This window comes from uncultured Nocardioides sp. (genome assembly GCF_947489365.1).
Lineage (GTDB): Bacteria > Actinomycetota > Actinomycetes > Propionibacteriales > Nocardioidaceae > Nocardioides.
Map to the genome: position 1 here is coordinate 366,979 of NZ_CANLDB010000003.1, position 18,621 is coordinate 385,599.

Annotated in this window: 20 protein-coding genes and 1 tRNA gene; 7 read left to right on the plus strand and 14 right to left on the minus strand. The window is 72.9% G+C overall.

The features are described 5' to 3' along the window. Positions 1–23: 23 nt before the first annotated feature. The 7 genes from Q0858_RS10870 to Q0858_RS10900 form a co-directional block, all read right to left on the minus strand. Positions 24–239, minus strand: coding sequence for a DUF6458 family protein (locus Q0858_RS10870; protein ID WP_299053865.1), 216 nt, complete (start codon positions 237–239; stop codon positions 24–26). A gap of 62 nt (positions 240–301) precedes the next feature. Next, entirely contained in the window at positions 302–679 is a 378-nt protein-coding gene (gene mnhG, locus Q0858_RS10875) for a monovalent cation/H(+) antiporter subunit G (protein ID WP_299053868.1), read from the minus strand. Next, on the minus strand, positions 676–981 hold the full coding sequence (locus Q0858_RS10880) for a monovalent cation/H+ antiporter complex subunit F (RefSeq protein ID WP_299053871.1): 306 nt from the start codon (positions 979–981) through the stop codon (positions 676–678). The genes mnhG and Q0858_RS10880 overlap by 4 nt, the downstream gene beginning before the upstream one ends. Continuing rightward, positions 978–1,556 carry a Na+/H+ antiporter subunit E gene (locus tag Q0858_RS10885; protein ID WP_299053874.1) on the minus strand — a complete coding sequence of 193 codons (579 nt, stop codon included), beginning with the start codon at positions 1,554–1,556 and terminating at the stop codon, positions 978–980. Before Q0858_RS10885 ends, Q0858_RS10880 begins: the two co-directional genes overlap by 4 nt. Continuing rightward, complete coding sequence (locus Q0858_RS10890) at positions 1,553–3,289, minus strand: Na+/H+ antiporter subunit D (protein ID WP_299053877.1); 1,737 nt, start codon at positions 3,287–3,289, stop codon at positions 1,553–1,555. The genes Q0858_RS10885 and Q0858_RS10890 overlap by 4 nt, the downstream gene beginning before the upstream one ends. Then, positions 3,286–3,732 (minus strand): Na(+)/H(+) antiporter subunit C, encoded by a 447-nt coding sequence (locus Q0858_RS10895; RefSeq protein WP_299053879.1) that lies wholly within the window; start codon positions 3,730–3,732, stop codon positions 3,286–3,288. The genes Q0858_RS10890 and Q0858_RS10895 overlap by 4 nt, the downstream gene beginning before the upstream one ends. Beyond that, positions 3,729–6,641: a Na+/H+ antiporter subunit A gene (locus Q0858_RS10900; RefSeq protein ID WP_299053882.1), complete on the minus strand. Its 2,913-nt coding sequence runs from the start codon at positions 6,639–6,641 to the stop codon at positions 3,729–3,731. The genes Q0858_RS10895 and Q0858_RS10900 overlap by 4 nt, the downstream gene beginning before the upstream one ends. A gap of 162 nt (positions 6,642–6,803) precedes the next feature. Here Q0858_RS10900 and Q0858_RS10905 point away from each other — a divergent pair, with 162 nt between their 5' ends. Next, positions 6,804–7,301 (plus strand): MarR family winged helix-turn-helix transcriptional regulator, encoded by a 498-nt coding sequence (locus tag Q0858_RS10905; RefSeq protein WP_299053885.1) that lies wholly within the window; start codon positions 6,804–6,806, stop codon positions 7,299–7,301. Then, entirely contained in the window at positions 7,298–7,732 is a 435-nt protein-coding gene (locus Q0858_RS10910) for a group 1 truncated hemoglobin (RefSeq protein WP_299053888.1), read from the plus strand. Before Q0858_RS10905 ends, Q0858_RS10910 begins: the two co-directional genes overlap by 4 nt. Before the next feature lie 15 nt (positions 7,733–7,747). Here the strand turns inward: Q0858_RS10910 and Q0858_RS10915 are convergent, their stop codons facing one another. Next, positions 7,748–8,359, minus strand: coding sequence for a LysE/ArgO family amino acid transporter (locus tag Q0858_RS10915; RefSeq protein WP_299053892.1), 612 nt, complete (start codon positions 8,357–8,359; stop codon positions 7,748–7,750). Positions 8,360–8,428: 69 nt separating this feature from the next. On the opposite strand from Q0858_RS10915, the gene Q0858_RS10920 reads away from it, so the two are divergent. Then, positions 8,429–9,328: an ArgP/LysG family DNA-binding transcriptional regulator gene (locus Q0858_RS10920; protein ID WP_299053895.1), complete on the plus strand. Its 900-nt coding sequence runs from the start codon at positions 8,429–8,431 to the stop codon at positions 9,326–9,328. A 126-nt stretch (positions 9,329–9,454) separates the two neighbouring features. On the opposite strand, the gene Q0858_RS10925 is transcribed toward Q0858_RS10920, so the two are convergent. Further along, positions 9,455–11,332 (minus strand): acyl-CoA dehydrogenase, encoded by a 1,878-nt coding sequence (locus Q0858_RS10925; RefSeq protein ID WP_299053898.1) that lies wholly within the window; start codon positions 11,330–11,332, stop codon positions 9,455–9,457. 210 nt (positions 11,333–11,542) lie between these two features. Here Q0858_RS10925 and Q0858_RS10930 point away from each other — a divergent pair, with 210 nt between their 5' ends. Further along, on the plus strand, positions 11,543–12,439 hold the full coding sequence (locus tag Q0858_RS10930; protein WP_299053900.1) for a sulfite exporter TauE/SafE family protein: 897 nt from the start codon (positions 11,543–11,545) through the stop codon (positions 12,437–12,439). A gap of 78 nt (positions 12,440–12,517) precedes the next feature. Then, positions 12,518–12,976, plus strand: coding sequence for an Rrf2 family transcriptional regulator (locus tag Q0858_RS10935; protein WP_299053902.1), 459 nt, complete (start codon positions 12,518–12,520; stop codon positions 12,974–12,976). A 47-nt stretch (positions 12,977–13,023) separates the two neighbouring features. Here the strand turns inward: Q0858_RS10935 and Q0858_RS10940 are convergent, their stop codons facing one another. Next, positions 13,024–14,022, minus strand: coding sequence for a hypothetical protein (locus Q0858_RS10940; RefSeq protein WP_299053905.1), 999 nt, complete (start codon positions 14,020–14,022; stop codon positions 13,024–13,026). 184 nt (positions 14,023–14,206) lie between these two features. Here Q0858_RS10940 and dinB point away from each other — a divergent pair, with 184 nt between their 5' ends. Next, positions 14,207–15,421: a DNA polymerase IV gene (gene dinB, locus Q0858_RS10945; RefSeq protein ID WP_299053908.1), complete on the plus strand. Its 1,215-nt coding sequence runs from the start codon at positions 14,207–14,209 to the stop codon at positions 15,419–15,421. 20 nt (positions 15,422–15,441) lie between these two features. Beyond that, positions 15,442–16,242 (plus strand): hypothetical protein, encoded by an 801-nt coding sequence (locus tag Q0858_RS10950; protein WP_299053910.1) that lies wholly within the window; start codon positions 15,442–15,444, stop codon positions 16,240–16,242. 294 nt (positions 16,243–16,536) lie between these two features. Here Q0858_RS10950 and Q0858_RS10955 read toward each other — a convergent pair whose 3' ends face one another. The 4 genes from Q0858_RS10955 to Q0858_RS10970 form a co-directional block, all read right to left on the minus strand. Continuing rightward, a complete protein-coding gene (locus tag Q0858_RS10955) occupies positions 16,537–17,175 on the minus strand; it encodes a DUF2461 domain-containing protein (protein WP_299053913.1) in 639 nt (212 codons plus the stop codon). A gap of 10 nt (positions 17,176–17,185) precedes the next feature. After that, on the minus strand, positions 17,186–17,701 hold the full coding sequence (locus Q0858_RS10960; RefSeq protein WP_299053916.1) for a polyketide cyclase: 516 nt from the start codon (positions 17,699–17,701) through the stop codon (positions 17,186–17,188). Continuing rightward, a tRNA-Gly gene (locus tag Q0858_RS10965) sits at positions 17,701–17,776 on the minus strand. Before Q0858_RS10965 ends, Q0858_RS10960 begins: the two co-directional genes overlap by 1 nt. Positions 17,777–17,802: 26 nt before the next feature. Further along, the gene (locus tag Q0858_RS10970; RefSeq protein ID WP_299053919.1) at positions 17,803–18,573 is read right to left on the minus strand and encodes an SGNH/GDSL hydrolase family protein; all 771 of its coding nucleotides are present in this window, start codon (positions 18,571–18,573) and stop codon (positions 17,803–17,805) included. Positions 18,574–18,621: the final 48 nt, after the last annotated feature.

The window sequence follows — 18,621 nt, forward strand, 5'->3', positions numbered from 1 at the left end:
GCCGCCGGACCGAGCCGGACGGCTCAGCGGTCGTAGCGACGCTCCTCGACGTGGGTCGTCTTGTTGCGCTGGCGGTTCATCGCGAGGCTGAGGCCGATCGCGATGATCGAGACGATGATGAAGATCCAGCCCAGGGCCTCACCGTTGATCGCGTTCTCGATGCCCTGCGGCAGCTGGACCGCGTCGGTGACGAGGATCAGGCCGAGGACCAGCAGGACGATTCCCAGTCCGATACCCATGGTGACTCCTTCGACGTCGTGTGTTGAGCAGACCGTAGCCCGAGGTCGGGGGGCTCGTGGCGTCAGGGCGCGCCGCGCGGCTCGTCGGAGCCACCGCGCGTGTCGCTGAGCTCGTCGACCACGAGCAGGTCGTCGCGCACCTGGCCGGCCCGGAACGCCGCGCGACCGATCATGTGGCCGGCCACCGGCGCGGTGGTCATCTGGAAGAGCACCACCAGCAGCAGGACCGCCAGCACGGACGCGTCGCGCAGGTGCAGAGCCAGGCCGAGGACGACCAGCACGACCCCCAGCACCTGCGGCTTGGTGGCCGAGTGCATCCGGGTCAGGACGTCGGGGAAGCGCAGCATGCCGATGGCCGCGACCAGGCTCAGCAGGGCGCCCAGCAGGATCAGGACGCCGGCGGTGACGTCGGCCACGGTCGACAGGACGGCCCAGCTCACAGTCGGTCCCCCGTCCTCGTCTGGTCGTCGTCCAGGTCGTCCACGTCGTCGCTGCCCGGGCTGAAGCGGGCGATGCTCACCGAGCCCACGAAGCCGAGCAGGGTGGCGACGAGGATCAGCGGGACGGCGTCCGTGCTGTCGTCGACCGCGGCCTGGACCACGATGCCGCCGATGGCGATCGACACCAGCACGTCGAAGGCGATCGCCCGGTCGAGCATGGTCGGGCCGCGGGTGATGCGGACGACGACCAGGAGGGCGGCCACGCCGAAGACCACGCCCGAGGCGGTGAGCAGCGCGGTCATGCGGCCCCCTCGCCGGTCCCGGCGGGCGAGGTGAAGGCGCGCAGCACCCGCTGCTCCTGCTCGAGGACCCGCTTGCGGGCGTCGTCGACCTGGGTCTCGTCGGTGACGTCCAGGACGTGCAGGAACAGGGTGTGGGTGGAGCGGCGGGCCTCGACGATCACGCTGCCCGGCACCAGCGACACCAGCTGGGCCGTGAAGGTCATGACCAGGTCGGAGTCCGTCACCAGGTCGACCTCGATGACCGCGCTGCGCGCCGTACCGGGCCGCAGGGTCACCCACACCACCTGGGCGCTGGCGACGACGAGGTCGACGACGAACCGGCCGAGCAGGACCAGCACCCCCCAGAGGTGGACGCGCGGGGCGGCCCGCAGCGGCGGCAGGGGGAAGACCAGGGAGACGAGCACCCCGACCAGGACCCCGGAGACGAGGATCAGCGGGGCGACGCTGCCCCACAGCGCGGCCCAGACGAGGGTCAGCCACAGGACCATGGGCCACTGCAGCAGCTGGCGCGGACCCAGGCGTCGACCGTGCTGCTCGGGGACGGCCGCCGTGCTCCCGGTCTTCTCGGTGCTCACTCGAACCCCTCCGACAGGACCGCGCTGAGGTACGGCGCCCGGTCGAGGATGTCGGCGGCGGCGCGGTCGGTGAGGTCGTACATCGGGCCGCCGATGACGGTGAAGGCGAGGCTGACCCCGACGAGGGCCGCGGCGGGGGCGACCATCAGCGCCGGCAGGCGGCTCGGCAGCGACCCGGCCTCGAGGAGCTGGTGGAGGTCGCGGTCGGTGCTGTCGGCGGACCGGAGTTCGTGGGCGGTCCTCAGGTCGCGCTCGCCGAACGTGGCCGGCCCGATGTGGACGTGCCCGCGGTGGTGGACGATCGAGGTCGGCTGACCGCCGGGGGCCTCGCCGCCGGGAGCGGGCAGGACCACGCGCTCGTCCTCGGGCTCGGGCAGTGCTGCGGCCATCGCGTGCGCCTGCTCGGGGGAGCGCCAGAAGGCGAGGCCCCACGTCTTGGCGACGGCGTACAGGGTCAGGAGGCTGGTCACGACGCCGGCGGCGACGAGCACCAGTGCCAGCGGCGAGCCGTCCGCGAGCCCGGCCTCGAGGAGGCCCACCTTGCCGATGAAGCCGGACATCGGCGGGATGCCGGCGAGGTTCATGGCGGGGACGAAGAACAGCACCCCGACGACCGGGGCGAGGCGGGCGAGGCCGCCCATGCGCAGCAGGGCCGTGCTGCCGGCGCGCGCCTCGATCAGTCCGACCACGAGGAACAGCGAGGTCTGGATGGTGATGTGGTGCGCGACGTAGAAGATCGCGCCCGAGAGCCCGGCCTCGGTGGCCAGGCCGATCCCGAAGATCATGTAGCCGATGTGCGAGACGAGCGTGAAGGACAGCATGCGCTTGATGTCCGACTGCGCGATCGCCCCGAGGATGCCGACGATCATCGTGGCGAGCGCCGCCCCGAGCAGCAGGTTCGTCAGCGGGCTGTCGGGGAAGACGAGGGTCTGGGTCCGCAGGATCGCGTAGACGCCGACCTTGGTGAGCAGGCCGGCGAAGACGGCGGTGACCGGTGCGGGGGCGGTGGGGTAGCTGTCCGGGAGCCACAGCGACAGCGGGAACACCGCGGCCTTGATGGCGAACGTGACGAGCAGCAGCAGCTGGATGACCAGGGCCACCGGGTCGGGGAGCTCGTCGACCCGGACGGCGATCTCGGCGAGCCCCAGGGTGCCGACGGCGGAGTAGGTGACCGCGATCGCGATGAGGAAGAGCATCGACGACAGCAGGTTCACGACGACGTAGATGGTGCCCGCGCGGACGCGGGCAGCGGTCGCGCCCAGCGTCAGCAGGACGTAGCTGGAGAACAGCAGCATCTCGAACGAGACGAACAGGTTGAACAGGTCGCCGGACAGGAAGGCGTTCGAGACGCCGGCGACGAGCACGAGGAACGTCGGGTGGTAGATCGAGACCGGCGCCTCGCGGTCCTCCTCGGTGATGCCCTGGCCGAGCGAGTAGACGAGGACGGCGAGGGTCACGATCGCGGAGACCAGGAGCATGAGGGCGGCCAGCCGGTCGGCGACCAGCGAGATGCCCAGCTCGGCGGGCCAGCCGCCGAGGCGCAGCACCAGCGCCCCCCGGGTGTCGACCGCCCAGAGCAGCACCGCGGCGATCACCACGACGGAGCCCAGGACGACCACGCTCACGGTGCGCTGCAGCGACGGTCGGCCGGACAGCATGAGTGCGGCGCCCGCCCCCAGCAGGGACAGCAGCACGGGCAGCGGCACGAGGGCGGCGAAGCCGAGGTCGGTCATCGTCGGTCCTCCCCTCGGTCCTCGTCGTGGGTGTCGGCGGGTCTGTCCTCGTCCTCGGCCTCGTAGCCCTCCGAGACGTCGTCGGCGAGCGCGAGCCGGCGGATGGCTGCGTCCTCGATGTCGTCCTGGACGTCGTCGTTGCCGTTGAGCTGCCAGCTGCGGTGGGCCATCGCCAGCAGGAACGCGGTGGTGCCCAGCGTGATCACGATGGCGGTGAGCACCAGGGCCTGCGGCAGCGGGTCCGCCATCGTCTCGGCGTTCGACCCGTCGTACAGGGGCGGGTCGCCGGGGCGGCCTGCGGCGACGAGGAAGCTCACGTTGACGCCGTTGCTCAGCAGGACCAGGCCGACGAGCACGCGGGTGAGGCTGCGCTCGAGCATGAGGTAGACGCCGGTGCCGACGAGCACGGCCGCGGTGATGACCAGGGGGAGGCTGACGCTCATCGGAAGGCCCTCCGGTCCCGGTTCTCGCGCTCGGAGTCGGTGTCGCCGCCGCGCTCCTCGCGGAGGATGTGGCGGTCCAGGCGCGAGCCGAAGGTCCGCAGCAGGTCGAGCACGAGGCCGATGACCACCAGGTAGACGCCGACGTCGAAGACCACCGACGAGACCAGGTGCAGCTCGCCGAGCAGCGGGACCGTCAGGTAGGTGTCGTAGGTGCGCTGGACCTCCCCGCCGAGGAGCAGGGGGCCGAGGCTGGCGAGGGCGCCGATGAACAGGCCCGTGCCGATCAGCACGCCGGCGTCGACGGGGGCGGCCTCGTCGAGCTCGTACCGGCCGCCGGCGAGGTAGCGCACCATCAGCGCCAGGCCGGCCACGATGCCGCCGGCGAACCCGCCGCCGGGCAGGTTGTGGCCCGCGATCAGCAGGTAGACCGAGAAGACCATGATCGTGTGGAAGACGAGGCGGGTGACGACCTCGAAGATGATCGAGCGCCGGTCGGGGCTCAGGGTCCGGGGGCCGGGCAGCCAGACCCGTCGTCCGCCGGACGACGGCAGCTTCTGGACGTCGGTCGGGTAGGGGATGTCGCGCACGCGCCGGATGCCGGAGGTGCGGCTGTCGAGGAAGATCAGGCTGGCGACGCCGGTGGCCGCGGCGACGAGGACGGCGATCTCACCGAGGGTGTCCCAGGCGCGGATGTCGACGAGGGTGATGTTGACGACGTTGCGGCCGTAGCCGTACTCGTACGCCGCCTCGGCGAACGCCTGCGAGATCGGCGTCGAGGACCGGGCGTTGGCCGCGACCAGCAGGAAGCCGGCGACGGCGATCCCGACGCCCGCGCCGAGCGCCATCCGCCAGTAGCGGCTGCGGCTCAGCGGGCGGTCGCTGAAGAACGGGGGCAGGCGGCGCAGCACGAGGACGAAGACGACGAGGCTGACGGTCTCGACCAGCACCTGGGTCAGCGCGATGTCGGGGGCGCCGTGGATCAGGAAGAGGAGCGCGGTGCCGTAGCCGGTGACCCCGGCCAGCGTCACGGCCCGCAGGCGCCGGCGCGAGCGGGCGGCCACGACGGCGGCCAGGACGAGGACCGCGGCCAGGATCACCTGCGCGGGTCGGTCCCACATCACGACGTCGACCCCTCCCGCGGCGCCGAGGGCGAGGATCGTCGCGCCACCGGGCAGGACGAGCACCACGACGAGGATGACCGCGAGGTAGCCGGACACCGAACCGCGCTGGAAGGCGCCGGTGGTCTCGATCGCGGCGCGGTCGAGCAGGCGCATCAGGAACCGGTAGGCGCCCTCGGCGGACAGGCGGTCCGAGACCAGCCCGCCCGCGCGGCAGACGGTGGCCCGGGCGGCGAAGAGCGCGGCGCCGCCGGCCAGCGTCAGCGCGCTCAGCAGCAGCGGGAGCTCGAGGCCGTGCCAGAGGGCGAGGTACTCCTCGGCCGGGCCCGGCAGCGCGTCGGCGTACAGCCCGAAGGCGTCGGTGAGGGCGTAGCCGCTGAACCCGAGGACGACGGTCAGGGCGGCGAGCAGCACCGGGGCGGCGGCGAACGGTGGCGGGACCGGGGTGACCGGGGTGGGCTCGAGGCCGCGCTTGGTCCAGAAGGCCCCCCACAGGAACCGCAGCGTGTAGCCGGCGGTGAAGGCGGACCCGACCATCAGCCCGGCGAGCACCAGCCACCCGGCGTACGGCGGGACCCCGGCGACCTCGCCCTCGGTGAGCTCGAGGACGGCGGCCCACACCGTCTCCTTGCCGACGAAGCCGAGCAGCGGCGGGACGCCGGCCATGGAGGCGCCGGCGATCGTGGCGGCGACGGCGACGACCGGCATCGCGCGGCCGACCCCGGACAGCTCGCGCAGGTCCCGCGTGCCGGTCTGGTGGTCGATGATGCCGACGCTCAGGAAGAGGGTCGCTTTGAAGAGCGCGTGGGCCACCAGCATCGCGAGGCCCGCCAGCGCGGCGGTGCGCGTCCCGATGCCGAACAGCACCATGAGGAAGCCGAGCTGGCTGACGGTGCCGTACGCGAGGAGGAGCTTGACGTCCACCTGCCGCAGCGCGCGCCAGCCGCCGAGCAGCATGGTGACGGTGCCGAGGGTCAGGATCACCAGGTGCCAGCCGGGGACGGTGGCGAACACGGGCGCGAGCAGGGCGACGAGGTAGACGCCGGCCTTCACCATCGACGCGGCGTGCAGGTAGGCGCTGACCGGCGTGGGCGCCGCCATCGCGCCCGGCAGCCAGAACTGGAACGGGACGAGCGCCGACTTGCTGAGCGCCCCGACCAGGATCAGGAGCACCGCGACGACGAGCGTGGCCGACTCCGGCGGCGGGTCCGCGAGGATCTCGCTGATCCGCAGCGTGCCGGCCTCGCGGCCGAGGAGCAGCATCCCGACGAGCATCGTCAGCCCGCCGAGGGTGGTGACGATCAGCGCCTCCATCGCCGCCAGACGGTTCGCTCGCTTGAGCGGGTCGAAGCCGATCAGGAGGTAGGAGAAGACGGTGGTGAGCTCCCAGAACACGTAGAGCAGGAGCAGGTCGTCGGCGAGGACGAGGCCGAGCATCGCGCCGACGAAGCCCATGAAGGCCGTGCTGAAGGCGACCAGGCCGTCCTCGCCGGTGTGGAAGTACCAGGAGCAGTAGGCCAGGACGAGGGCCCCGATGCCCGCGACGACGAGCACCATCACCCACTGCAGCAGGCCCATCGAGAGGGCCAGCTCCATGTCGATCGCCGGCACCCAGTCGACCGTGGTGCTGACCGCGCCGCCACTCAGGACGATCGGGGCGGCGGTGAGCGCCCAGGCGAAGGTGACCGCAGGGACGATCGCCAGGACGGCGAAGGTCCACCGTCCGACCCGGCGCACGAGCACCGGAGCGGCCGCTGCGGCAACGAGGTGCGCCAGGACGAACGCGAGCAAGGTCGGCCTCTCGGGGAGAAGGTGAGGTCGGCTCTCTCATCCTAGTGGCTCCCGCCTGACCGCCGACCACGCCAGGAGGGACCCAGCCCTTGACGAGTTCTGTCACGCGTGATGGATTGTCACCACGAGGTGTGACACACGTCACGCGGAGGGCGGTGCGTCATGGGGACGCCGAGCGGGGACCAGCCGGACGGCGCCGGGCTGCGGCTCGACGACCAGCTCTGCTTCGCTGTGTACGCCGCCTCCAACGCGATCGTGCGGAGCTACCGGCCGCGGCTGGCCGAGATCGGTCTGACCTACCCGCAGTACCTCGTGATGCTCACGCTGTGGCAGGACGGCGACACACCGGTCGGTCGCATCGCGACCCGGCTCGAGCTCGACTCGCACGCGGTCAGTCCCCTCGTCGCCCGGTTGGAGGCCGCCGGCCTGGTCTGGCGCGAGCGAGGTCCCGACCGGCGCGTCGTCCTCGTCGGGCTCACCGACCGGGGCCGCGAGCTCCAGGCCGCGGCGTCAGGCGTGCAGAGCGCCGTCCAGTGCGACACCGGCCTGTCGGAGTCCGACCTGGCCGCCCTCCGCGGCGAGCTCCGCGCCCTCGCCGGGCGCCTCGCCGACCCCGTTCCTCCACCGACCACGCCCCCAGGAGAAGGAGAAGTGTCATGACCACCACCCGACCCGAGCCCGACCTCGCCGAGGCCGCCGCCGAGACCCCGTCCGACGCCTCGCTCTACGAGCGCCTCGGCGGCACCTACGGGATCGCCGGCGCCGTCGACATCCTCGTCGACCGGCTCTTCGACAACATCGCGGTCAACGCCAACCCCGCGGTGCACGCCCACCACGGCGACCCCGCCAACGCGGCCGGCTACAAGTTCCTCGTCACGGGGTGGTCGATCGAGGCGGCGGGCGGCCCGAAGTGCTACCCCGGCAAGGACATGGTCACCGGCCACGAGCACCTCTCCATCGACCAGGCCGGCTTCGACGCCGTCTACACCGAGATCGACGCGACCCTGAACTTCCTCGGGGTGCCGGACGCCGAGCGCGGCGAGTTCATGGCCATCATCGAGAGCTACCGCTCCCAGGTCGTCCAGGCCTGAGGCCGTCACCCGCCGTCAGGCGGGTGCGTGCAGGGCGAGACCGGCGGCGAGCGCGAGCATGACCACGCCGACGCCGGTCTCGACCCAGCGCCAGGTGACGGGACGGGCGAGGAACGTCCGCACCCGACCGGCGCCGTACCCGATCACGGCGAACCAGGTCAGGCTGCCCAGCGCGGCGCCGATGCCGAACCACCAGCGGCCGTCGGGTCCGTGCGTCTGGGCGAGCGAGCCCAGCAGCAGGACGGTGTCCAGGTAGACGTGCGGGTTCAGCCACGTCAGCGCGAGCGTGGTGAGGACCACGCGCCCCAGCGAGCCGCCCTGCTCGGTGGCGGTGGTGAGGGCGTCCCCGCGGGCGGCCCGCCGCAGCGCCAGGACGCCGTACGCCGCGAGGAAGGCGACGCCCGCCCACTGCACCACCCGCAGCGCCAGCGGAACCTCGGTGACGACCGCCCCGAGGCCCGCCACCCCGAGCATCACGAGGACGGCGTCGGACAGCGCGCAGATCGCGACCACCGCCCCCACGTGCTGCTGCAGGACGCCCTGGCGCAGCACGAACGCGTTCTGCGCGCCGACGGCGACGATCAGGGCCATCAGGGTCAGGAAGCCGGTGGCGAGGGGTGCGATCACGCCTCGACGGTAGGAACGTCCACAGGCTGAGGGAAGCGAAAGAATCTGCAGATGCCTTAGCGTTGCTTCATGTATGCGCCCGACCGGCTCGCCGCCCTCGCCGCCGTCGTGGACGGCGGCACCTTCGAGGCCGCGGCCCGCGCGCTGCATGTGACACCGTCCGCGGTCAGCCAGCGCGTGAGGGCCCTCGAGCAGCAGGTCGGGCAGGTCGTCGTCACCCGGGCGGCGCCCTGCCGGCCGACCGCGACCGGGGAGGTCCTGCTCGGCCTCGCCCGCCAGACGGCCCTGCTCGCGGCCGAGACGTCGGAGCGGCTCGGCGAGGCGGGCGGCGTACGCCGGGTGGCCGTGGCGGTCAACGCGGACTCGCTGGCCACCTGGTTCCGCACCGTGATGGCCGAGGTCGCCGGCTGGGAGGGCGTGGCGCTCGAGCTGCACGTCGCCGACCAGGACCGCACCACCCGGCTGCTGCGCGAGGGGCGGGTGCTGGCGGCGGTCACCGCGGACGCGGCACCGGTGCAGGGCTGCTCCTCGCAGCCGCTCGGGGCGATGCGCTACCACCCGGTCGCGGCGCCGTCCCTGCTGGACGCCGCCCGCGACCCGTCCGGAGGCCTCGACTGGCGGCGGGTGCCGATGGTGCGCTTCGACGAGGACGACGCGCTGCAGCACGACTGGCTCGCCGACCGCGGCCACGCCCCGCCGGACGTCGTCCACCGCGTGCCGACCACCGCGGACCTGTTCGCGGCCATCCGCTGCGGCCTGGGGTGGGGGATGCTGCTGGACCACCAGCTCCGCGAGGCCCGCGACCTCCTCCGGCTCGCCGAGGAGCCGGTGCTGGTCGGCCTGCACTGGCAGCGCTGGCGCGTCGACTCACCCACCCTCGCCCGCCTCACCGACGCGGTGGTCGCGGCGTCGGCCCCCGGAGGTCGAGGTGCGAGCGTCGCGCAGCGACCGAGCCACGAGACCCGGTGAGGTGGTCGATCACCTCAGCTCGGGGCTCGAGCACTGCTCGACCACCCCGAAACCACGGATGGAGTGCGATCCCAGCGCTCAGGGCGCTGGGACCACACTCCATCAGGTGGTGCGGTCAGGCGTGGGTCAGAACGACGCCTCGTCCAGGTCCATCAGGGACAGGTCGACCGACTCGGCGATGGCGCGCTCGGCGGAGACCTTGGGCAGGACGTTCGCGGCGAAGAACTTCGCCGCCGCGACCTTGCCCTCGTAGAACGCCTGGTCCTTGGCGGACACCTCGCCGCCGAGGGCGTTGAGCGCCACCTCGGCCTGGCGCAGCAGCAGCCACGAGCAGACGACGTCGCCGAGCACCATCAGCAGGCGGGAGGTGTTGAGACCCACCTTGTAGACGTTGCGCAGGTCGCCGCCCTCGGCGTTCGGGTCGGCCGACATGAGGTCGTTGATCATGTGGCCGACGAGGGCGTTGGCGTCGTCCAGCGCGGTCTGGAGCAGACCCCGCTCGACCTTGAGGCGACCGTTGCCCGCCTCGGAGGCGACGAACGCGCCGATCTCCTTGGCGACGTGGCCGAGGGCCTGGCCCTGGTCCTTGACGATCTTGCGGAAGAAGAAGTCCTGGCCCTGGATCGCGGTCGTGCCCTCGTAGAGGGTGTCGATCTTGGCGTCGCGGACGTACTGCTCGATCGGGTACTCCTGCAGGAAGCCCGACCCGCCGAACGTCTGCAGCGACTCGGTGCCGAGCAACACCCACGAGCGCTCCGAGCCGTAGCCCTTCACGACCGGCAGGAGCAGGTCGTTGACCTTCTCCGCGAGGTCGTCCCGCTCGCCGGCGTACGTCGCCTGCTGGACCTTGTCCTGCCAGGTGGCGGTGTAGAGCACCAGGGCGCGCATGGCCTCGGCATGGGCCTTCTGGGTCATCAGCGACCGGCGGACGTCGGGGTGGTGGGTGATGGTCACGCGCGGCGCGGTCTTGTCGGCGGCGCGGGTGAGGTCGGCGCCCTGGACGCGGGACTTCGCGTAGTCCAGCGCGCTGAGGTAGCCCGTCGAGAGCGTGGCGATGGCCTTGGTGCCGACCATCATCCGGGCGTTCTCGATGACCTGGAACATCTGCGCGATGCCCTGGTGGACCTCGCCGACCAGCCAGCCGCGGGCGGGCTCGCCGTTGCCGACGGACGGGTCGCCGAAGGTGACCTCGCAGGTGTTGGAGACCTTCAGGCCCATCTTGTGCTCGACGTTGGTGACGTGGGCGCCGTTGCGCTCGCCGGTCAGCTCGCCGGTCTCGGGGTCGAAGTGGTGCTTCGGCACGATGAACATCGACAGGCCCTTGGTGCCCGGCCCGCCGACGCCCTCGACGCCCACGGGGCGGGCGAGGACGAGGTGGATGATGTTCTCCTGGAGGTCGGACTCGGCCGAGGTGATGAACCGCTTGACGCCCTCGATGTTCCAGGTGCCGTCCTCGTTCTGCGTGGCCTTCGAGCGGCCGGCGCCGACGTCGGAGCCGGCGTCCGGCTCGGTGAGCACCATCGTGGCGCCCCAGCCGCGCTCGACGATGATCTCGGCGATGCGCTTGTCACGGTCGGTGCCGTTGCGGTGCACCACCGCGGCGAAGCTCGGGCCGGCGGCGTACATCCAGACCGGCGCGTTGGCGCCGAGGACCATCTCGCCGAGCGCCCAGTTCAGCGAGGACGGCGCCGGGGTGCCGCCGAGCGCCTCGGGCAGCTGCAGGCGGAACCACTCGGAGTCCATCCACGCCTGGTAGCTCTTCTTGAACGACGCCGGCACGTCGGCGGTGCCGGTGCTCGGGTCGAACGTCGGGGGGTTGCGGTCCGCGTCGACGTACGACGCCGCGAGGTCCTCGCGGGCGAGCCGCTCGACCTCGGCGAGGATCGACCGCGCCGTCTCGCCGTCGACGTCCTCGAACGGGCCGGTGCCGAGCACCTCGTCGCGTCCGAAGACCTCGAAGAGGTTGAACTCGATGTCGCGCAGGTTGGTCTTGTAGTGCGTCACAGGCGTGCCTGTCCCCTCGGGAGTGCGGAAGTTACCGGTGAGTCTACCCGTCAGTAACTTCGCGGCAAGACCTCGCCGACACGCCGCCGCCCCCGCCGAAGTTGACATCGCTCATGTCGTCAATCTCTACTAAGTCAGTAACTTGACCCAACCGATCAACTTTGCGGCCTCGGGACCCGCCGATCGGACGAGACCCGAAGGAACTCCCCCATGCGCAAGATCATCGTCGTCGCGGTCGTCGGACTGCTCGCGCAGCTCGTCGACGGCTCGCTGGGGATGGCGTACGGCGTCACCTCCACCACGATCCTGCTGGCGGTCGGCATCGCGCCGGCCGCGGCCTCGGCCGCCGTGCACTTCTCCGAGATCGGCACGTCGCTGGTCTCCGGCGTCTCGCACGCCAAGTTCGGCAACGTCGACTGGCGCACCGTCGGGATCCTCGCGGCGCCCGGCTTCATCGGCGCCTTCGCCGGTGCGACGTTCCTGTCGAACCTGGACGGCGACGCCGCCAAGCCCCTCGTCGCCTTCATCCTGTTCAGCCTCGGCGTCTACGTGATCTACCGCTTCCTGCGCCTCGGTGGCCGCCGTCCGCAGTTCAAGTCGCGGCCCTCGGTGTTCTTCCTCGCCCCGATGGGTCTCTTCGGCGGCGCGCTCGACTCCATCGGCGGCGGCGGCTGGGGTCCGGTCGGGACGACGTCCCTCCTCTCCTCGGGTCGCCTCGAGCCCCGCAAGGTCGTCGGCTCGATCGACACCTCGGAGTTCGTCGTCGCGATCGGCGGCTCGCTCGGCTTCATCCTGGCGCTCGGCTCGCAGGGCATCCCGTGGGAGTACGCCATCGCGCTCCTCGTCGGAGGCGTGATCGCCGCCCCGATCGCCGCATGGCTGGTCAAGCACCTCGCCGCCCGCGTCCTCGGCGTCGCGGCCGGTGGCCTGATCGTCCTCACCAACGTCAAGACCCTCTCCGAGGCCGCCGGCGCCTCCGGCCTCAGCCTCTGGTCCGGCCTGGCCTTCCTCGCCGTCCTCTGGGTCGTCGGCATCACCTGGGCCGTCAAGCAGGAGCGCGTGGCCCGCGAGACCGCGCGTCTCGAGGAGGCGTACGCCGCCTCCTGAGCCTCCGCGTCCCGGGCCCTGTCGCGCCTTGGCGAGTTCCTCGACTGGTCGGCTCGACTTCTCTGACAGACTTGGGCCATGCGCGTCTCAGCAAAGGCCGACTACGCACTGCGGGCGTTGATCGAGATGACGCGCAGCGACGGCAGCCGCCCCGTCAGTGCCGAGGAGCTGGGCCGCCGCCAGGAGATCCCCCACGGGTTCCTCCAGGCGATCCTGGCCGACCTGCGCCGCTCGGGGATCGTCGTGTCCCAGCGCGGCCAGTCCGGCGGGTGGCGGCTGGCCCGCAAGCCCGGTGACGTCTCGGTCGCGGACGTGATCCGCGCCGTCGACGGGCCGCTCGTCTCGGTCTACGGGCTGCGCCCGGAGGCCGTGACCTACAACGAGTCCGCCGAGGTCCTCCAGCACGTCTGGATCGCGGCGCGCCGCTCCCTGCGCGACGTCTTCGAGCAGGTGAGCATCGAGCAGCTCTCCGCCGGCGAGCTCCCGGAGGCGGTCACCAAGCGGACCGCCGACGAGGACGCCTGGGCGCCCCACTGAGTCACTGACGACAGCGGAGCCCGCGAGGCTGCGAGGTCGAGCGCGCGTCAGCGGGTCGAGACCCGGTGAGGCAGGAGTCGGCGGCGGGTCGACTCCTGGGCACCCACCCTGAGCCGCGCGTTCTCCCGCCGCAGGCCCTCGACCTGCGCCAGCGCGTCGGCGAGGGCGTCCCCGGCGAGGTGCAGGCGGTCGTCGGGGCTGAGGTCGGCCAGGGACGCGGCCTCCTCCTCGGCGGTGCCGGGGAGCGGCGCGACGAGGTCCGCGGGGTCGCCGTGGACGTCGTACGACGACGCGCGGAGCGCCTCGGCCTGGTCGCGCCCCTCGGTGCGCATCGCCGCCAGGACCGTCGACGGCAGGGCGCGGGGCGGCGTGGTGGTGGTCGTGGCCAGGGTGCCGAGCATCGCGCGGGTGCCGAGCAGGGTGCCCAGCGCGCGCCCGACCTGCTGGACGCGGTGGCGCTCGTCGCCGGAGGCCACGATCACGTGGACGCGCTCGGCCGGGACGTGGGCGCCCCAGCGCTCGAGCAGGTCGGTGAGGCGGTGGGCGGACCACCAGCGGCGGGCCTGCTCGTGGTGCGGCGCGGACGCCTGGAGGCGGTCGCGGAACCGCAGCAGCGGCATCGGCCGCCCCTGGGCCACGGCGTCGGTCCAGGCGCGGGCCAGGAGGTCGGCGGGGTCGGCGGCGACCACGACGAGGTGCACCTGGAAGCCGGCGAGGGCGTCGAGCGTCAGAGCCACCTGGTCGGGGGTGGCCGCGGCGAAGCCGTCCTCCGCGAGGACGGCGTTGCGCGGGCGGGAGCGGTAGGCGTCGCGCCACACGCCCTCCCACGTGCCCTCGACGTCGCGGCGGGTCAGGCCGGCGGTGTCCAGGGCGGCGGCGTCTCGGGTGAGCTCCCACACCGCGCGGCGGCTCGTCCCGGGCGTCGCGGCGATGCGGTGCCCGGCGACGGACAGCGAGTCGGCGTGCTCACCGAGCAGGTCGGCGACCGTCCCGGCGCCGAGGGCGCCCGGGAGGCCGAGGCACAGGAAGGCGGTACGGCGGGCCATGCCGCCAGCGTCGGCGGGGCGGGTGAACAGCGGGCGACGACGGTCTGACCCGGGGTGGATGCCTCCGCGAACGAGTTATCCACAGGGGGGTGTGGAGAAGTGGCCGGACCGAGACGGCGCCTGTGGACAACCGGGTCCCGTGCGGAGGGCGACGGTGTCGGTGCGCGGTGGGAACCTGGGTGACGTGGAGGCGGAGACCGGCGAGGCGACGATCCTCCACGCCGACCTCGACGCGTTCTACGCCTCGGTCGAGCAGCGCGACGACCCGCGCCTGCGGGGCCGGCCCGTGATCGTGGGCGGGGGAGTCGTGCTCGCTGCGAGCTACGAGGCCCGCGCCTGCGGGGTCCGGACGGCGATGGGCGGGCGCGAGGCGCTGCGGCTCTGCCCCGACGCCCTCGTCGTCCCCGCCCGGATGGACGCCTACTCGGCGGCCAGCAAGGAGGTCTTCGCGGTCTTCCGCGACACCACCCCGCTGGTCGAGCCGGTCTCGATCGACGAGGCCTTCATGGAGGTCGGCGGCCTGCGCCGCAGCGTCGGCACCCCCGTCCAGGTCGCCGCCGTCCTGCGACGGCGGGTCCGCGCCGAGGCGGGCCTGCCGGTGAGCGTGGGGATCGCCCGCACGAAGTTCCTCGCGAAGGTCGCCAGCGGCAGCGCCAAGCCGGACGGCATCCGCCTCGTGCCACCCGACGGGGAGGACGCCTTCCTGCTCCCGCTGCGCGTCGAGCGCCTGTGGGGGGTGGGGGAGAAGACCGCGGCCAAGCTGCACCGGCTCGGCCTCGCGACGGTCGCCGACGTGCTCGCGCTCGACGAGTCGACGCTCTCGGCGACCGTCGGCCCGGCCGCGGCACGCCACCTGCACGCGCTGGTCCGCCACCGCGACCCGCGCTCGGTCTCGTCGGGCCCCAGCCGTCGCTCGATCGGCTCTCAGCGCGCCCTCGGGAGACGGGCGCGCAGCCCCGAGGAGCTCGACGTCATCCTCGCCGGCATCGTCGACCGCCTGGCCCGGCGGCTCCGCGGCGGGGACCGGGACACCGGGACGGTCGTCCTGCGGCTGCGGTACGGCGACTTCACGCGCGCCACCCGATCGCACACGCTGCCCGTGCCCACCCGTCGTACGACGACGCTGCTGGCGGTGGCCCGCTCGCTGCTGGCCGCCGAGCAGCCGCGGATCACCGAGAAGGGGCTGACGCTGCTCGGGCTGTCGCTCTCCAACCTGGCCGTCGGGGTGGGGGAGCAGCTGGAGCTGTCCACCGACGACGAGGTGGACCCGTCGCAGGCGTCGCTGGACACCGCGCTCGACGCCGTCCGCGACCGGTTCGGCCAGACCAGCGTCGCCCGCGCGACGCAGATCGGCCGCGACCAGGGGATCTCGAGCCCGGTGCTGCCCGAGCACGAGTAGGGGGCGGGTACCTCCACCCCATGAGGACGAGAGCGGTCGCGGGCCTGCTGCTGCTCGCCACCGTCGCGGTCGGCTGCGGTGGCGACGATCCGCCGTCCGGCGACGGCGCTCCCGGCGTCGCGTGGGCCAGCGGCGACCGGGTCCGCCTCGCCAGCGGTGCCGAGCGGGTGCTCGACAGCGAGGTCACGTGGTTCGCCGAGACGGTCGAGGGCGTCGCCTACCTGCCGGTGACGGAGCCGTCGTCCACCGAGGACGGGAACCCGCTCGGCTCCCCGCTGCTGCTCGACGACGGGTCCGGCGAGCCGGTCGAGCTCGCCGGGGACGCCTCGGGACCCGTCGCCTCACCCGACGGGCGGTGGCTGGCGTGGAACGAGCTGGACACGGCCGAGCGCCAGGTCCGGCTCGGCCTCGTCCTGTACGACGTCACGACCGGTGAGCGCACCTCGCCGTTCCCACCCGACACGGGGCTGGTCGCGGACCGGCTGACGGACGTCACGCTCCACGTCACCACCTTCCGCGGGCCCCGCGTGCTCGACCTGGCCACGGGCCGCAGCCGTCCCGCCCGTGCCGTCGACCGCGTCGCCGCCGACCCGCGGCTCAGCAGTCCCGACGGCCGCCGCCTCACCGCCGACCTCGACCTCCCCGGCGACGTCCGCGTGGTGCGGTGGGTCGACGACGAGACCGTCGCGGGCGTCGTACCGGACGGCGACCTCGTCGCCTGCGACGTCCCCGCCGCCGACTGCACCGTCGTCCCCGACGTCCCCGCCCCACCCACCGAGGTCCTCCTCGCGGGCAGCGCGGAGCCGCTCGTCCGGGACTAGGCCGGTCGGCCGAGTCGGCACGTCTGCGCAGCTGTACGGGGTCGAGTCGGCACGTCTGCGCAGCTGTAGGGGGTCGAGTCGGCACGTCTGCGCACCGGACAGCAGGTCAGGGTCTCGACAAGCTCGACCACCGGTGGTCGAGCTCGTCGAGACCGTCGTACGCGCCACCCACGCCGCACACCCGCGCCGGCTCGAGCCTTCTGAGGCGCGCAGACGTGCCGACTCGAGGCCTCTGGGGTGCGCAGACGTGCCGACTCGAGCCGTCTGAGGTGCGCAGACGTGCCGACTCGGCAGCTAGCCCAGGGCCTCGAGCCGCTCCGCGACCCACGCGACGAGGGGGCGGAGGCGGCGCCAGTCCTCGCGGACGCGGTCGGCGAGCTCGGGGGTGTGGATGACGGGCTCGAAGCCGTACGAGCGGCCCATGGCCAGCGACTTGTGGCGCAGCAGGTCGATCCGGGGGTGGTCGGCCGACCAGCCGCGGGGCGTCGTCTTCAAGCGCTCCCCGGACCGTTCGAAGCCGTACGCCTCGAGCGAGGTGAGCATCCGCTCGAGCTCGCGCCCGGAGTGGTCCAGGTCGATGGCGTCGCGGATGCGGGCCAGGTTCGGGGCCTCCGCCTGGTAGAAACCCCCGCCGACCCGGACGCCGGGGGCACCGACCTGCACGTACCAGCCGCACGACGGCCCGGCGGCGACGAACGCCCCCTGGTGGGTCTTGTACGGCGTCTTGTCCTTCGCGAACCGCACGTCGCGGTAGGGACGGAAGATCTTCGCCGCGCCGAACTCCCCGGCGAGCTCGTCGCACAGCGCCCGCATCGGCGCGGCCACCGACTCGTCGTACGTCGCGCGGTGCTGCTCCCAGAACGCGCGGGTGTTCTCGACCTCGAGGTCGTCGTAGAAGTCGAGGGCGGCGACCGGGAAGCCGGCGAAACTCACGCGGTGCGCCTCAGGAGCCGGCGGCCCGCGGGTAGCCCCGGCGCACGGTCCGGTCGAGGATGCCGAGCGTGCCGCGCAGGGCGGTGGTGGTGACGATCGGGAAGACGTGCTTCCAGTCGTCGCGCGCCTCGCTCCAGTCGCAGTACGACGTCACGCGCGTCCCGCCCCCGTCGGACTCCGGCGCCGGCTCCAGCTCGTAGCCGAACACGTGCCCGATGCCGGGCCTGACGGTGCCGACGATGGACCAGGAGATCCGCCGGTCGGGCTCGAAGGAGCGGATCGTGACGTCCACGTCGTACCGCCCCATGTCGGGCCGGTCGCCGAGCGCCTCGCGATCCATGTGGACGACGAACGTGTCGCCCGCCGCGGTCACCGGCGAGCCGGTGGCGTCCTGCAGCATCCCGGTCGCGTCGATCGCGACGTGGCCCTGCGGGTCGCACAGGACGGCGAAGATCGCGGCCGGGTCCGCCGGGATCAGACGGGTGGCCTCGGTGCGGGTCTCGCTGCCGGTCTCACTGCTGGACATGGAGCGGACGACGAGACTCGAACTCGCGACATCGACCTTGGGAAGGTCGCGCTCTACCAACTGAGCTACGTCCGCACGACCCTGACGGGTCGCAGGCGATGCTACTCGACCCGGGTGACGACCGGCTCCAGGGTGGGACGGCGCGCGGTCACCGTGTCGCCCGACGAACGGCCGGTCAGGCGCCGCTGCACCCAGGGGACGGCGTGCGAGCGGGCCCAGCTCAGGTCGGCCGTCACGGCCTCGCGACGGGTGGGCGAGGACGCGTCGGGCAGCTCGAGCGCCGTCAGGTCGTGCGGGACGCCGAGGACGTCGAGCACCTCGACGGCCATCCGCCGGTGGCCGGCGGGGCTCATGTGCATCCGGTCGGCGTCCCACATCCGCCAGTCCCGGTAGTCGCGCAGCCGCCAGAAGTCGACGAGGGACGCGCCCCGGCCCTCGGCCACCTCACGGACGAGCTCGTTGTAGAGGGCGAACCGCCCCCGGACGGGTCGGTAGACCGCGGAGCCGCCCGGGTCGAACGCCGTCCAGACCAGCAGCCTCGCCCCGGTGGCGGCGAGCCGGCCGAGCGCGTCGTCGTACCGCGCGACGAGGGCGTCGAGGTCCACCGAGGGCCGCAGGATGTCGTTCGCCCCCGCGTAGATCGTCACGAGATCGGGAGCCATCGCGACCGCAGGGTCGAGCTGCTCGGCGACGACCTGGTCGAGCTTGCGGCCGCGGATGGCGAGGTTGGCGTACCGCAGCCCCTGCTCGTGGACGGCGAGCGCCTCGGCGACCTGGTCGGCCCACCCGCGCAGCCCGTTGGGGCGGCTCGGGTCGGGGTCGCCGACGCCCTCGGTGAAGGAGTCGCCGAGGGCGACGAAGCGCGTGACCATGCGTCCATCCTCCTCTTGACAGCATTCTGTCAATCATGACAGTCTCCT

Bases quoted from the DNA above. Each gene is read 5' to 3' on its own strand.
- Q0858_RS10870 (WP_299053865.1), bottom strand. From the start codon at position 239: ATGGGTATCGGACTGGGAATCGTCCTGCTGGTCCTCGGCCTGATCCTC.
- Q0858_RS10880 (WP_299053871.1), bottom strand. From the start codon at position 981: ATGACCGCGCTGCTCACCGCCTCGGGCGTGGTCTTCGGCGTGGCCGCC.
- Q0858_RS10890 (WP_299053877.1), bottom strand. From the start codon at position 3,289: ATGACCGACCTCGGCTTCGCCGCCCTCGTGCCGCTGCCCGTGCTGCTG.
- Q0858_RS10895 (WP_299053879.1), bottom strand. From the start codon at position 3,732: ATGAGCGTCAGCCTCCCCCTGGTCATCACCGCGGCCGTGCTCGTCGGC.
- Q0858_RS10905 (WP_299053885.1), top strand. From the start codon at position 6,804: ATGGGGACGCCGAGCGGGGACCAGCCGGACGGCGCCGGGCTGCGGCTC.
- Q0858_RS10910 (WP_299053888.1), top strand. From the start codon at position 7,298: ATGACCACCACCCGACCCGAGCCCGACCTCGCCGAGGCCGCCGCCGAG.
- Q0858_RS10920 (WP_299053895.1), top strand. From the start codon at position 8,429: ATGTATGCGCCCGACCGGCTCGCCGCCCTCGCCGCCGTCGTGGACGGC.
- Q0858_RS10930 (WP_299053900.1), top strand. From the start codon at position 11,543: ATGCGCAAGATCATCGTCGTCGCGGTCGTCGGACTGCTCGCGCAGCTC.
- Q0858_RS10935 (WP_299053902.1), top strand. From the start codon at position 12,518: ATGCGCGTCTCAGCAAAGGCCGACTACGCACTGCGGGCGTTGATCGAG.
- Q0858_RS10940 (WP_299053905.1), bottom strand. From the start codon at position 14,022: ATGGCCCGCCGTACCGCCTTCCTGTGCCTCGGCCTCCCGGGCGCCCTC.
- Q0858_RS10950 (WP_299053910.1), top strand. From the start codon at position 15,442: ATGAGGACGAGAGCGGTCGCGGGCCTGCTGCTGCTCGCCACCGTCGCG.
- Q0858_RS10960 (WP_299053916.1), bottom strand. From the start codon at position 17,701: ATGTCCAGCAGTGAGACCGGCAGCGAGACCCGCACCGAGGCCACCCGT.
- Q0858_RS10970 (WP_299053919.1), bottom strand. From the start codon at position 18,573: ATGGTCACGCGCTTCGTCGCCCTCGGCGACTCCTTCACCGAGGGCGTC.